We start from the raw sequence: 13,656 nt of genomic DNA, 5'->3' as shown, positions 1-13,656 counted from the left end.
CGCGGACGGCTACGCTCAAGGTCTGTACGTCGTTCGGGCGACTCGGGGAGGTAGCGGGATGACGGAGGCACGGCCCACGGAGGCCGCCCCGGCCACCCTGTGGGAGCGCGAAGAGGAGATCGCCGCCGTCGTCCGCGCGGTCGACGCCCTGCGCGCCGACCGCGCCTCCTCGGGCAGCCTGCTGGTGATCCGCGGCGAGGCCGGGTTGGGCAAGACCGCCCTGCTGGCCGAGACCCGCCGGATCGCGGAGCAGCGCGGCTGCACGGTCTGGTCGGCCCGCGGCGGCGAGACCCTCAGGTCGGTCCCCTTCAACGTGGTACGGCAGTTATTGCAGCCCGCGCTGGTGTCGCTGATGCCGGAGGAGGCCCGCGAGTACCTCGGCGACTGGTACGACATCGCCGGCCCCGCCCTCGGGATCACCGACCCCGGCGAGCGCCACGCCGACCCGCAGGGCGTGTGCGACGGCCTCGTCGCCGCCGTACGCCGGCTGGCCCGGCGCGACTACCCGCTCGTGCTGCTCATCGACGACGCCCACTGGGCCGACCAGGAGACCCTGCAGTGGCTCGCCGCGTTCGCCGAGCGCCTCGACGACCTCTCCGTGCTGGTCGTCGTCGCCCGCCGCCCCGGCGAGGTCAGCGGCGAGAGCGCCCGCCTCCTGGACGAGGTCGCCGCCGCCGGCCGCCCGTTCGCCACCCTCAGCGCCCTCACGCCGGAGGCCACCGCCGGCCTCACCCGCGCCACCCTCGGCGCGCACGCCGACGCCCCCTTCTGCCGCGAGGTGTGGGCCGTCACCGGCGGCAACCCGTACGAGACCGTCGAACTGCTCGCCAAGGTGCAGGACAGCGAGCTGGAGCCGACCGAGTCGTCCGCCGCCGACCTGCGCGCCCTCAACCGCTCCGCCCGCGGCGGCGGTCTGGTCACCCGCCTGGAGGGCCTCGGCATCCCCGCCACCCGGTTCGCCTGGGCGGCCGCCATCCTCGGCACCGGCATCTCCGTCGACCTGGTGGCCAAGCTCGCCACGATGAGCCGGGACGACGCCGTGCGCTGCGCCGAACTGCTGCGCAGCGCCCGCATCCTGACCACGCCCGACTCCGCGGGCCGCCAAGCGGGCGGCGGGGACCTGGAGTTCGTCCACCCGCTCATCGCCACCGCCGTGTACAACTCCATCCCGCCCGCCATGCGCACGGCCATGCACGGCATCGCCGCCCAGATCGTCACCGACTCCGGACGCGGCTGCGCCGAGGCCTCCCGCCATCTGCTCAAGGTGCACCCGGACGACGACGAGGAACTCGTCGAGCAGCTGCGCGAGGCCGCCCGCGAACACCTCGCCGTCGGCGCCCCCGACGCCGCCCGCCGCTGCCTGGAGCGCGCCCTGCTGGAGCCGCCCACCCCGGACGTCCACGCGCGCGTGCTGTACGAACTGGGCTGCGCCACCCTGCTCACCGCCCCCGCCCGCACCATCGACCACCTCCAGTCCGCGCTGGCCATGCCCGGCCTCGCGGGCCACGTGCGCGTGGACGCCGTCTTCCGCCTCTCCCAGGCCCTGCTCCACAACGACCAGCTGGAGGAGGCCGTCCGCACGGTCGAGGCCGAGGCCGCCCGGCAGCCGGAGGGCCCGGCCAAGCTGCGGCTGCAGGCGGTGCAGTACATGTGGGAGGGCATCTACGCGGGCGAGGCCACCTCACCCGGACGCTCCGAGCGGCTCGCCGACCTCGCGGGCACCTGCACCGGCCGCGACAACTCCGAGCGCGCCCTGCTGATGCTGCGCGGCTTCGACGCGCTGCTGCAGGGGGAGAACGCCGAGGAGGTCGTCGAGCTGTGCGACCGCTCCCTCGTCAACGGCCGCCTGGCGCCCGGCCTGGGCTGGACCGACACCGAGTGGGGCATCGAGCTGCTGCTGATGCTCGCCAACTCCTACGTCTACTCCGACCGTCTCGACCGCGCGGAGGCCCTCTACAACGAAGGGCTGCGCGCCTACGAGTCGGCCGGCTGGAGCGGTGGCCACCTCGCCCTCGCCCACGCCTACGTCGGGCTCGGCCACCGCAGGCGCGGCCGGCTGCGGGAGGCGGAGGCATCCCTGCGGGAGTCGCTGCGGCTGGCCGAGCGGGTGGGCCGCGGGCTGCCCCTGTACTGGACGGCGACCTGCAACCTGGTCGACGTCCTGCTCGCCCGCGGCCACGTCGAGGAGGCGTGGGCGATCGCCGAACAGTACGGGTTCGCGCCGCCGTATCCGTCCACCATCGTCATGCCCGATCCGCGGTCCGTGCGCGGGCGGCTGCTGCTGGCGGTCGGCCGCCGCGCGGAGGGCGTCAACGAGCTGGAGGAGGCCGAGAAGGCCGCCGCGGCCCGCGGGCACCACAACCCGGTCGTGGTGCCCTGGGCCCTCGACCTCGCCCGCGCGCTCGCCACGCAGGATCCGGCCCGCGCCGCCCAGCTCGCCACTCAGGCCCGCCGCCAGGCCGAGCGCTTCGGCACCGACACCGCCATCGGCGAGGCCCTGCGGTGCGCTGCCGCGCTGGAGACCGGACAGCGCGCGGTCCGCCTGGCCGCGCAGGCCGTCGCCTATCTGGAGGCCTCGCCCTGCCAGTACGAACACGCGGCGGCCCGCGTCGAGTACGGCATCGCCGCCCGCTCGGTCGCCGAGATCAACAGGGGCCTGGCGCTGGCCCGTTCCTGCGGAGCGGACGGCTTGGTGACCCAGGCGCGGGAGGTCCTGGAGACGGGCCGGGGCCTGCGCTGACGGCCGGGGTCCGGATCAAGCCGGAATCCGCGACGCCCGGTTCAGAGTTCAACGACCTGCAGCAGGCGAGACTGTGCGCCTTTGCGCGGGTTTGGGCGTGGCGGAAAGCCGCCGCGAACGTCGCCTCCGTCCCACCGTGCTTGCTGTGCACATGACTTCACACCCTGCACACTGACGGAGCGTCGCCGTGCCCGGCCGACTCCACGGCCGGCACCGCTGTCCTCAGAGGGATGTTGCCGCGATGACCGATCCGGTCGGATCCGCCCGCGCAGTGCGCCACGTCGGCCGCGCCTTGTGCGCCGCCCTGGCGACGGCCATGACGACGGCCGCCGTCGACATCGTTGCCACGCCGGCGGCCCGCTGGTGGCCGTACGCGTGGCCCGTGCCGTGGTACCTGACGGGCGTCTCGGCTGTTGCGTGGGCGTTGCTGCGCGCCCGGGAGAAGGCCGCCACGCGCCCGCCGGAGGGCGGCGACGAACAGGCTCGCCAGGACGACTGGCGCACCGCCGCCTGATCCGCCGGGACTCGGCCGCGCGGTCGGGGCTCACAGCGCCAGCAGCTGGTCCGTCACCGCCGACAGGCGCTTGCGTACCTGCGGGTCGTACGTTCCCTCGTGTGCCCGGGAGCGGCTCGTGCCGTCGAAGTAGCCGCCCGTGCCCAGGTCCTTCGTCGCCAGGGCGAGGACGCCGGGGGCGCCGTCGGCGACCGTGTTCCAGGGGGTGACGCCGCCCTCGCGGACCATCGCGGTGTCCATGAAGGTGGCCGGATGCAGGACGTTCACCGAGACGCCCGTGTCCGCCAGCTCCTCCGCGAGGGCGAAGGTGTGGGCCGCCAGGGCGAACTTGGCCCGCCGGTAGGCGGCGAAGCCGTCATAGCCGCGGCGGAACTCGACGTCGTCGAAGTCGAGCGGCTCCTGTCCGGCCGAACCGACGTTGACGATCCGGGCGGGCGCGTTCCCGCGCAGCGTCGGCAGCAGCGCGCGGGTGAGCACGACGGGCGCCAAGTAGTTGACGGCGAGCCGCAGTTCGTGGCCGTCGGCGCTCACCTCCCGCCCCGCGCCGGGCGCCCCCGCTCCCACGCCCGCGTTGTTGATCAGCACGTCCAGGTCGGGACGGGCGCCGGCGACGTGCGCGGCCAGCTCCCGCACCTGGGCCAGCGAGGCCAGATCGGCGACGAAGCCCTCCGCGTCGCCCTCGGTGCGCAGTTCCCGGACCAGTTGCCCGGTCCGCCCCGCGTCGCGCCCGTGGGCGAGGACGACGTGCCCGGAACGGACCAGCTCGAAGGCGACGTACCGGCCGAGCCCGGAGGTGGCGCCGGTGATCAGGATGGTGGACATGTCCCCACCGTAGGCACACGGCGGGGACCTGTGCGAGGTGCTGCTGGAGGTACCACCAGCAGGGTCACCCTTCCGCGTCCGCCTCCTCGGCCAGCACGCGCTGCGCCGTGGCGAACGCCGAGTTCGCCGCCGGGACCCCGCAGTACACGGCCGTCTGCAGCAGCACCGCACCGATCTCCTCGGGCGTGAGCCCGTTGCGCCGGGCGGCCCGGACGTGCATGGCCAGCTCCTCGTAGTGGCCGTGCGCGACCAGCGCCGTCAGCGTGATCATGCTGCGTTCGCGGCGCGAGAGGGTCGGGTCGGTCCAGATCTCGCCCCACGCGTAGCGCGAGATGAAGTCCTGGAAGCGGGCGGTGAAGGGCGTCTGGCGGGCCTGCGCCCGGTCCACGTGCGCGTCGCCCAGGACCTCGCGCCGCACCTCCATGCCTCTCTTGGCGCCGCCGTCGAGGTGCGCGCGCAGCGCGGTGAGCACGGCCGTGGGGCACTGGGCGGGAGCCAGGTGCGAGGCCCCGGGAAGCTCGACCAGCGTGGCGCCCGCCACCGCGTCCGCGATCTCCCGCAGGTGGGCCGGCGGGGTCGCCGGGTCCTCGCGGCCGGCGATCAGGAGGGTGCGCGCCTGGATCTCGGGCAGCCGCTCGCGCAGGTCGAACGCGGCCAGCGCGTCACAGCAGGCCGCGTACGCCTCCGGGTCGGCCTCGGCATGGTCGCGGACCAGCTCCGGGGCGGTGAAGTCACCGGCGAACCACCGGGCGCCGGCGCTCTCCACCAGCCACTCCAGTCCCTCGGCGCGCACCCGTTCGGCCCGTTCCCGCCAGGGTCGCGCGCCGTTGAAGTGGGCCGACGAGCAGATGACGGCCAGCTCGGACACCCGCTCGGGGTGGTGCACGGCCAGGTGCAGGCCCACCGCCCCGCCCAGCGACACCCCCGCGTAGGCGAACCGCTCGATGCCGAGGGAGTCGGCGAGCGCCAGCACCAGGTCCGCGAGGTCGGCGACGGTGGCGCCGGGGGCGATGAGGTCCGCGGCCGAGCCGCCGTGTCCGGGCAGGTCCCAGCGCACCACGCGGTGGCCGATGGACAGCTCGGGCGCCACCTTGTCCCACAGGGCGTACGAGGTGCCCAGCGAGGGCCCGAGCAGCAGTGGGGGAGCGGAGGCGGGCCCCTCGGCGCGGTGGTTGAGGAGTTTGTCGGTCAACGTCGCTCCAGAGCACGGTCGGTGAGAGTGGGGGCGAAGCCGGTGTAACGGGCGGGGTCGGTGAGCGCGTCGAGGTCGACGTTCTTCAACTCCGGCTCTTCGACGAGGAGTTGGGCGAGCGTGCGGCCCTCGGCGTAGGTCCGTTTGGCCAGGCCGGTGAGCAGCTCCTTGGCGCGGGCGCGGCCCAGCACGGAGGCCAGCTCGGCGGAGAGCCGCTCGGAGACGATCAACCCGTGGGTCAGGCCCAGGTGTTCGCGCATGGCGTCGGCGTTCACCCGGAGTCCTCCGGCGAGTTCGGCGGCGTCCCGTGCCGCTCCGCCGACCAGCCGCAGCAGCTCCCTCAGCGCCTCCCACTCGGCGTGCCAGGCCCCGGCCGGCCGCTCGTCCCCGGCGACCAGCGACCCGTACAGGGTGGCGGCGAGCTGCGGCGCGCACCGGGCCGCGGCGGCGATCAGCGTGGCGCGCACCGGGTTCGCCTTGTGCGGCATCGCGGAGGAACCCCCGCCGCTGCCCTCGGCCACCTCGGCGATCTCGGTGCGGGCCAGGGTGAGCACGTCGGCGGCCGCCTTGCCCAGCGCCCCGGCGGTGAAGGCCAGCGCCCCGGCGAGGTCGGCGACCGGAGTGCGCAGCGTGTGCCAGGGCAACTCCGGCGCGGCGAGACCGAGTTCGCGCGCGTACGCCTCGACCAGCGCGCCGGCGTCCTGGGCGCCGTACACCTGGAAGGCGGCGAGGGTCCCGGCGGCGCCGCCGAGCTGGGCGGGAAGGGAGTCCCGTACGCGGGCGACGCGGTCCCTGGCGTCGAGCACCAGCGCCCGCCACCCGGCCGCCTTCAGCCCGAACGTGGTGGGGACGGCGTGCTGGGTGAGCGTGCGCCCCGGCATGACGGTGTCGCGGTGGTCGGCCGCGAGAACGGCCAGCGCCCGCTCGGTGCGGTCGAGGTCGGCCAGGACGAGGTCCAGGGTGCGGGCGGCGACCAGCATCGTCGCGGTGTCCATGATGTCCTGGCTGGTGGCGCCCCGGTGCACGTACGGGCCGTGCTCCGCGCCGGCCGCTTTCGTCAGGTCGGCGACCAGGGGGATGACGGGGTTGCCGCCCGCGCGGGCGCGTTCGGCGAGGGACCGTACGTCAAACCGGCCGGCGTCGGCCGCCTCGGTCACCGCGTCGGCCGCTCCGGCCGGGGCGAGGCCGAGGGCGGCCTGGGCGCGGGTCAGGGCCGCCTCGGCGTCGAGCAGGGCCTGCAGGTAGGCCGCGTCGCTCGTCGCGGCCGCGGCCGGGGAGCCTGCCCACCCGGGGGCGAGCAGGCCGGTGTCGTCGGATTCGACAGGTGTCACTGGAACTCCAGGAAGACCGTCTCGCCTTCGCCCTGAAGGCGGATGTCGAAACGGTAGGTGGCGTTGCCCTCGTCCTTGGCGACCAGCGTGTCGCGGCGCTCGGTGTCGAGGCGGGACAGCAGTGGGTCGGCCGCGAGGGCGGCGTCGTCGCCCGGCAGGTAGATCCGGGTGAACAGGTGGACCAGCAGGCCGCGCGCGAACACGCACACGCTGAGGTAGGGGGCGTTGCGGCCGCGGGAGCCGGGCCGCAGGGTGCGCACGTACCAGTGGCCGTCGGCGTCGGTCTGGATGCGTCCCCAGCCGGTGAACTCCACGCCGTTGCGGCCCAGGTAGCCGCCGGTCGCCGGGTCGCGGCGCAGCGAGCCGTCGGTGGTCGGGATGGTGCCGTCCGGGTCCGGGCCCCACACCTCCACGAAGGCGTCCGGCAGCGGCTTGCCCTCGCCGTCGAGGACGTACCCGTGGACGGTGACGGTGTCGGGGTGGTTCAGGGGCGCGATGTCCTCGCCGCCGCGGAAGGGCAGCGCGTAGCCGTAGAAGGGGCCGACCGTGTGCGACGGGGTGGGCAGCACGCTCGCCGGGTTGCTGGTGTCGATCTTCGTCATGGCGGGTCAGCGTCCTTCTTCGATCCAGGTGGCGTTCGGGCCGTCCAGCACGATGTCCCAGTGGTAGCCCATCGAGAACTCGGGCACGGACAGGCTGTGGTCGTAGGTGGCGACCAGCCGCTGCCGGGCGGCGTCGTCGGTGACCGACTGGATGATCGGGTCGTAGGGGAACAGCGGGTCGCTCGGGAAGTACATCTGCGTCACGAGCCGCTGGGTGAACGCCGTGCCGAACATGGAGAAGTGGATGTGCGCCGGCCGCCAGGCGTTGAGGTGGTTGCGCCAGGGGTAGGGGCCGGGCTGGATGGTCGTGAAGTGGTAGCGGCCCTCGGCGTCGGTGATGGTCCGGCCGAACCCGGTGAAGTTCGGGTCCAGCGGGGCGTCGTGCTGCTCGCGCTGGTGGGCGTAGCGGCCGGCCGAGTTGGCCTGCCAGATCTCGATGAGCTGGCCCCGGACCGGGCGGCCGGAGCGGTCGAGCAGCCGGCCGGAGACGGTGATGCGCTCGCCGATCGGCTCACCGGTGTGCTGCCGGGTGAGGTCGTTGTCGATGTGCGTCAGGTCGCGCTCCCCGAAGGCGGGGGAGGACAGCTCCACCAGTTCCGGGTCCTGCGAGACGTCGATGGCGATCGGCGGCTGCTTGGGGTGGCGCAGGACGGAGGAGCGGTAGGGCGCGTAGTCCCGGCGCGGATGGTGCTCCACGGGGGCGCCGTCGGCGACCCGCTTCTCGTACGCGGCGTGCTCGGCCGCGATCTCCTGGTCGATGTCGTGCTGGGTGAGAGTCATGAGTGGTCCCGGTGGGGTCTGATCACCAATTAATCAGGGCACTGAGTATTCAGGTGAAGTTTCCTTCACGCTGCCACCGGACGGGTGTGCCGTCAAGACCTCGGTGAAAGGTGAGGTCAAGGGGCGATATGGCCCTGGAGAGGGCCGCCCGATCCGGGTATTGTTCAGTGCACGGACGAAAACGACGTCGGGAGCGCGCATGGCAGCGGTGGACCTCACCACCCACCCCGGGCATCTGGCCCGGCGGCTGCAGCAGGCCCACTACCTGCTGTGGAACGCGATGGTCTCGGAGGAGATCACCTCGCCGCAGTTCGCGGTCCTCAACGCCCTCGTCGACGAGCCGGGCCTGGACCAGCGCACGGTGGGGGAGCGGGTCGGGCTCGACCGGTCCACCATCGCCGAGGTGATCAGCCGGCTCGGCCGCCGCGGCCTGCTCGACAAGGTGCGCGACCCGCAGGACGGCCGCCGCTTCCTGCTGCGGCTGACCGACGACGGGGTGCGCACCCACCGCAAGCTGACCGTGCGCACCGCGCGGATGAACCAGGTCTTCCTGGCGCCCCTCTCGCCCGCGGAACAGGGCGTGTTCTTCGAGCTCATCCGGCGGGTCGCGGACGCGGCCGAGGGGCTGCGCAACCCTGCGGAACCCCTCGTGCCCCAGCCCTGATCAGGCCTGCGCGAACACCACCCACACCTGGCCCCGGGCGAAGTTCACCGGCGAGCCGTCCCCGGTGGTGAACGCCGTGCCGTCCGTCGCCCGCTTCCGTTCCCACCGCACGTCGTAGACCCGCCCGTCCCGCAGCATCTGCGCCGTCCCCGAGCCCACGGTCTCGGTGTACGGGGTGTTGTTGCCGAGGACGTCGTGGAAGCGGGAGCTGCGCACCCGTACGTACTGCACGACGACCGTGGCGGGCGCCAGCGGCTGACCGGCGGTGGTCACGGTGGGCGTGCCGTCGGTCGACACCAGCCAGCGGTGCCGGCTCGCGGACCAGGTGAAGGTGAACCGGGCGGCGGGGTAGCGCACGGTGCGGGAGGACCGTGGGGTGCCGCCCGGCGGGGGCGCGCCGTACTGGAAGCCGGTGGTCAGGGCGTCCGGGCCGGGGGCGGACGGCAGCAGCCGCGCGGGGCGCAGGTAGAGGTTGTGCGGGGCGGGTTTGCCGGTGCCGCGGAACCAGGCGGCGGAGAGCCGGCCGGGCGGTTCGGCCTCCAGCGGCGCCTTGTCGATCAGCGGCAGCAGCTTGTGCTGGGCCCCGGAGAAGGCGAGGACCGGGTCGTCGAACTGGCGCAGCAGTTCCAGGTCGGACTCGCGGGCGCTGCGCACCGGCCCGACGACCTTCGGCAGCTTCGTCGCGAACACCGCCATCAGCCGGCTCAGCCCGCCCTCGACCTGCTCGGCGTAGACGACGTCCGCGGAGTCGACGCCGGTCTGCGGGCGGGCCGCGGGCACGTTGTCGATCTTCACGGCGAGTACGGAGCCGGCGGCGGTGCGGCTCGGGGCAGGCGTGCGCGGGTGGCCGCGGCCGTCGTCGGCGGGCGTGTGCGTTCCTGTGCAGGCGGCCGTCAGCCCTGCCGTCGCCGTGGCGGCCAGCAGCGCCACCGTCGTCGCGGCGCGCCGCATGCGCGCCGTCCGTCTCCTGCTCACCGTGGCCACCACATCCCGTGTCATTGATTGTGCGCTTATAAGTTCATTGGTGGCCATACCCGCTCGGTTCTGATCGCGCGCGGTGACTACGCCGATCGGCCCTGCCGAAGGGCCCTGTCCGAGGTTCGGTGCAGGGCGCCCGGGTACCCGGGCGCCACCGCAGGACCGACCGACAACGCGAAGGAGGGAGCGGGCCGCGATGAAGGCAGTGACCTGGCAGGGCAAGCGGGATGTGCGCGTGGAGAACGTGCCCGATCCGAAGATCGAGGAGCCGACGGACGCGATCATCCGCATCACGTCCTCCGGGCTGTGCGGCTCCGACCTGCATCTGTACGAGGTGCTGACACCGTTCATGACACCGGGCGACATCCTCGGACACGAGCCGATGGGCATCGTCGAGGAGGTCGGCGCCGGGGTGCAGGACCTGTCGGTGGGCGACCGCGTGGTGGTGCCGTTCCAGATCGCCTGCGGCAGCTGCTGGATGTGCGAGACCGGGCTGCCCACCCAGTGCGAGACGACCCAGGTCACCAGCGAGGGCATGGGCGCCGCCCTGTTCGGCTACACCCGGCTGTACGGAGCGGTGCCGGGCGCCCAGGCCGAGTACCTGCGCGTGCCGCAGGCGCAGTTCGGGCCGATCAAGGTCCCCGAGGGCCCGTCCGACGACCGTTTCGTCTACCTCTCCGACGTGCTGCCCACCGCCTGGCAGGCGGTCGAGTACGCCGGCATCCCCCAGGGCGGCAGCGTCGCCGTGCTCGGCCTCGGGCCGATCGGCGACATGGCCTGCCGCATCGCCCAGGTGCGCGGCGCCGGGCGGGTGTTCGGCGTGGACCTGGTGAGCGAACGGCTGCGCCGGGCCCGCGCGCGGGGTGTGGAGACGTACGACCTCAGGGGCTTCGACGACGAGAAGGAGCTGGTCGCGGCGATCCGGGACCAGACGGACGGGCGCGGCCCCGACGCCGTGATCGACGCCGTCGGCACCGAGGCCCACGGCAGCGCGGTCGCGCGCCTGGCCCAGCAGGCCTCCGCGATGCTGCCGCGCAAGGTGAGCGGCCCGTTCGCCGAGCGGTTCAGCGTCGACCGGATGGCCGCCCTGTACACGGCCATCGAGCTGGTGCGGCGCGGCGGCACCATCTCGCTGTCCGGCGTCTACGGCGGCATGGCCGACCCGATGCCGATGCTCACCCTGTTCGACAAGCAGATCCAGATGCGCATGGGACAGGCCAACGTGCGCCGCTGGACCGACGACATCCTGCCCTACCTCACGGACGAGGACCCGCTCGGCGTCGACGACTTCGCCACCCACCGGGTGCCGCTGTCGGAGGCGCCGCAGGCGTACGAGATGTTCCAGAAGAAGCGCGACGGCGCGGTCAAGGTGCTGATGCAGCCGTAGGCGCTCAGGAGCCGAGGATCTCGTCCAGGTCGTAGCGCACCGGTTCCTCCAACTGGGCGTACGTGCAGCTCTCCGGCGTGCGGTCCGGGCGCCAGCGGCGGAAGCGGGCCGTGTGCCGGAACCGCACGCCGTTCTCCATGTGGTCGTACGCCACCTCGGCCACCCGCTCGGGCCGCAGCGGCACCCACGACAGGTCCTTCTTGCCCGACCAGCGGCTCGGCGCGCCCGGCAGCCGGGCCGTCTCGTGCGCCGCCTCGTCGGACCACGCCGCCCAGGGGTGGCCCGCCACGTCGTCCATGCGCAGCGGCTCCAGTTCCTCGACCAGTTCGGCGCGCCGCTTCATGGAGAAGGCCGCCGACACGCCCACGTGCTGCAGCCCGCCCCGGTCGTCGTACAGGCCCAGCAGCAGGGAGCCCACGACCGGGCCGCTCTTGTGCAAGCGGTAGCCGGCGACGACGACGTCCGCCGTGCGCTCGTGCTTGATCTTGAACATGGCGCGCTCGTCCTGGAGGTAGCGCAGGGTGAGCGGCTTGGCGATGACGCCGTCCAGGCCCGCCCCCTCGTACTCCTCGAACCACCCCCGGGCCACGTCGAGGTCGGTGGTGGCCGGCGCCACGTGCACCGGCGCCGTCACCCCGGACAGCGCCGTGACCAGCAGCGCCCGCCGGTCGGTGAGCGGCACGTCCAGCAGCGACTCGTCCGCGAGGGCCAGCAGGTCGAAGGCGACGAAGGAGGCCGGGGTCGTCTCGGCGAGCATCCGCACCCGGGAGTCGGCCGGGTGGATGCGCTCGGTGAGCGCGTCGAAGTCGAGGTGTCCCTCCCGGGCGATCACGATCTCGCCGTCGAGCACGCACCGCTCGGGCACCCGCTCCCTGAGCGCGCTCACCAGCTCCGGGAAGTACCTCGTCAGCGGCTTGCCGGTACGGCTGCCCAGCTCGACCTGGTCGCCGTCGCGGAAGACGATCGCCCGGAACCCGTCCCACTTCGCCTCGTACTGCATGCCCGGCGGGATCTTCGCCACCGACTTGGCGAGCATCGGCTTCACGGGCGGCATGACGGGCAGATCCATGATCCGACTCTACGAGCGGTCCCGGTCGTCCGCCTGTCGCGGACGCCGCCCGCGCGTGGGGGCGCCCGCCGGAGCAGGCTGGGGGCATGAGTGACGACGAGGACTTCCTGAGGTGGGTCGGGACCGCACTGCGCGAGGCGGAGGTCGCCCTGCACAACGGCGACGCGGCGCCCCGGCGGGCGCTGTGGTCGCGCGAGGAGCCGGTGAGCGTCCTGGGCGCCTGGCGCGACGCCCACGGCCAGGCCGAGCTCGACGGCCTGTTCGCCGGCCTGGCCCGGAGTTTCTCCCACTGCACCTCGTACGTCTTCGACCTCCAGGCGTACGACGTCCGCGGCGACATGGCCTACACGGTCGGCTTCGAACACACCTCCGCCTCCGTCGACGGACGGCCGCGCACGTACACGCTGCGGGCCACCCAGGTCTACCGCCGTGAGGACGGCGCGTGGAAGGTCGTCCACCGGCACGCGGACACGGTGTCCGGGTAGCCGTCGAGCGCTCCGTCCGGTATGCGAGGTCTGCGGGGATATGCATACCGTGGCCGCATGGGTGAAGCGGTGGAACTCCAAGCGGGCGGGCGCACCGTCCGGCTGTCCAGCCCGGACAAGGTCTTCTTTCCCGAGCGCGGCTTCACCAAGCTGGACCTCGCCCGGTACTACCTCGCCGTCGGCCCCGGCATCCTGCGCGCGCTGCGCGACCGCCCCACCACCCTGGAGCGCTACCCGGACGGGGTGGGCGGTGAGTCCTTCTTCCAGAAGCGGGCGCCGAAGAACATGCCCGACTGGATCCCGCGCGCCCACATCACCTTCCCCAGCGGCCGCAGCGCCGACGAGATGTGCCCCACGGAGGAGGCCGCCGTCCTGTGGGCCGCGCAGTACGGCACCCTCACCTTCCACCCCTGGCCGGTACGCCGTGCCGACGTCGACCGCCCCGACGAACTGCGCATCGACCTCGACCCGCAGCCCGGCACCGACTACGCCGACGCCGTCCGCGCCGCCCACGAACTGCGCGCGGTCCTCGACGAGTTCGGGGGTCTCAGGGGCTTCCCCAAGACCTCCGGCGGGCGCGGGCTGCACGTCTTCGTGCCGATCGAACCGCGCTGGACCTTCACGCAGGTGCGGCGCGCCGCCATCGCCGTCGGACGGGAGATGGAACGCCGGATGCCCGAGCACGTGACGATCAAGTGGTGGAAGGAGGAGCGCGGCCGGCGCATCTTCCTGGACTACAACCAGACGGCCCGTGACCGCACCATCGCCTCCGCCTACTCCGTACGGCCCCGCCCGCACGCCCCCGTCTCGGCGCCCCTGCGCTGGGAGGAGGTCGGCGACGCGCATCCGCGGGACTTCGACCTCGCCACCATGCCCGCCCGCTTCGCCGAACTCGGCGACGTGCACGCCGACATGGACGACCACCGTTACTCCCTCGACGCCCTCCTCGACCTCGCCCGCCGCGACGAGCACGACCACGGCCTCGGCGACCTGCCGTATCCGCCGGAGTATCCGAAGATGCCGGGCGAGCCGAAGCGGGTGCAGCCGAGCCGGGCCAGAAATCAGGGGACCGCGCGGGAGCACTGACGGATC

General features: G+C 73.5%; 13 protein-coding genes. 6 read left to right on the top strand and 7 right to left on the bottom strand.

Annotation, left to right across the window (positions count from 1 at the left end):
- Window positions 1-58: 58 nt before the first annotated feature.
- Together ACYF6T_RS22355 and ACYF6T_RS22350 are read left to right on the top strand one after the other, a co-directional pair.
- Window positions 59-2,740, top strand: a complete 2,682-nt coding sequence (locus ACYF6T_RS22355) for an ATP-binding protein (RefSeq protein WP_461698572.1) — start codon at window positions 59-61, stop codon at window positions 2,738-2,740.
- Window positions 2,741-2,981: 241 nt separating this feature from the next.
- Window positions 2,982-3,254 carry a hypothetical protein gene (locus ACYF6T_RS22350; protein WP_461698571.1) on the top strand — a complete coding sequence of 91 codons (273 nt, stop codon included), beginning with the start codon at window positions 2,982-2,984 and terminating at the stop codon, window positions 3,252-3,254.
- 30 nt (window positions 3,255-3,284) lie between these two features.
- Here ACYF6T_RS22350 and ACYF6T_RS22345 read toward each other — a convergent pair whose 3' ends face one another.
- The 5 genes from ACYF6T_RS22345 to pcaH form a co-directional block, all read right to left on the bottom strand.
- Window positions 3,285-4,076, bottom strand: a complete 792-nt coding sequence (locus ACYF6T_RS22345; RefSeq protein ID WP_461698570.1) for an SDR family NAD(P)-dependent oxidoreductase — start codon at window positions 4,074-4,076, stop codon at window positions 3,285-3,287.
- Window positions 4,077-4,140: 64 nt separating this feature from the next.
- Window positions 4,141-5,268 (bottom strand): bifunctional 3-oxoadipate enol-lactonase/4-carboxymuconolactone decarboxylase PcaDC, encoded by a 1,128-nt coding sequence (pcaDC, locus tag ACYF6T_RS22340; protein ID WP_461698569.1) that lies wholly within the window; start codon window positions 5,266-5,268, stop codon window positions 4,141-4,143.
- Entirely contained in the window at window positions 5,265-6,599 is a 1,335-nt protein-coding gene (pcaB, locus tag ACYF6T_RS22335; RefSeq protein WP_461698568.1) for a 3-carboxy-cis,cis-muconate cycloisomerase, read from the bottom strand. The genes pcaDC and pcaB overlap by 4 nt, the downstream gene beginning before the upstream one ends.
- Window positions 6,596-7,201, bottom strand: coding sequence for a protocatechuate 3,4-dioxygenase subunit alpha (gene pcaG / locus ACYF6T_RS22330; protein WP_461698567.1), 606 nt, complete (start codon window positions 7,199-7,201; stop codon window positions 6,596-6,598). The genes pcaB and pcaG overlap by 4 nt, the downstream gene beginning before the upstream one ends.
- Window positions 7,202-7,207: 6 nt before the next feature.
- The gene (gene pcaH, locus ACYF6T_RS22325) at window positions 7,208-7,981 is read right to left on the bottom strand and encodes a protocatechuate 3,4-dioxygenase subunit beta (protein ID WP_461698566.1); all 774 of its coding nucleotides are present in this window, start codon (window positions 7,979-7,981) and stop codon (window positions 7,208-7,210) included.
- 199 nt (window positions 7,982-8,180) lie between these two features.
- Between pcaH and ACYF6T_RS22320 the strand changes: the two genes are divergently transcribed.
- Window positions 8,181-8,645, top strand: a complete 465-nt coding sequence (locus tag ACYF6T_RS22320; RefSeq protein WP_461698565.1) for a MarR family winged helix-turn-helix transcriptional regulator — start codon at window positions 8,181-8,183, stop codon at window positions 8,643-8,645.
- Here the strand turns inward: ACYF6T_RS22320 and ACYF6T_RS22315 are convergent, their stop codons facing one another.
- Window positions 8,646-9,596, bottom strand: a complete 951-nt coding sequence (locus ACYF6T_RS22315; protein WP_461698632.1) for a DUF3048 domain-containing protein — start codon at window positions 9,594-9,596, stop codon at window positions 8,646-8,648. It abuts the gene before it with no gap.
- 223 nt (window positions 9,597-9,819) lie between these two features.
- On the opposite strand from ACYF6T_RS22315, the gene ACYF6T_RS22310 reads away from it, so the two are divergent.
- Complete coding sequence (locus ACYF6T_RS22310; RefSeq protein ID WP_461698564.1) at window positions 9,820-11,010, top strand: zinc-dependent alcohol dehydrogenase; 1,191 nt, start codon at window positions 9,820-9,822, stop codon at window positions 11,008-11,010.
- A gap of 4 nt (window positions 11,011-11,014) precedes the next feature.
- On the opposite strand, the gene ACYF6T_RS22305 is transcribed toward ACYF6T_RS22310, so the two are convergent.
- Window positions 11,015-12,079, bottom strand: coding sequence for an ATP-dependent DNA ligase (locus ACYF6T_RS22305; protein ID WP_461698563.1), 1,065 nt, complete (start codon window positions 12,077-12,079; stop codon window positions 11,015-11,017).
- Between the two features lie 86 nt (window positions 12,080-12,165).
- On the opposite strand from ACYF6T_RS22305, the gene ACYF6T_RS22300 reads away from it, so the two are divergent.
- A complete protein-coding gene (locus ACYF6T_RS22300) occupies window positions 12,166-12,564 on the top strand; it encodes a nuclear transport factor 2 family protein (protein ID WP_461698562.1) in 399 nt (132 codons plus the stop codon).
- Window positions 12,565-12,621: 57 nt separating this feature from the next.
- Entirely contained in the window at window positions 12,622-13,650 is a 1,029-nt protein-coding gene (ligD, locus tag ACYF6T_RS22295; RefSeq protein ID WP_461698561.1) for a non-homologous end-joining DNA ligase, read from the top strand.
- Window positions 13,651-13,656 lie beyond the last annotated feature (6 nt).

Source organism: Streptomyces sp. 7R007, assembly GCF_054850255.1.
Note: the sequence above shows the minus strand (reverse complement) of the source record. Positions and strands in the feature narration are given on the sequence as shown.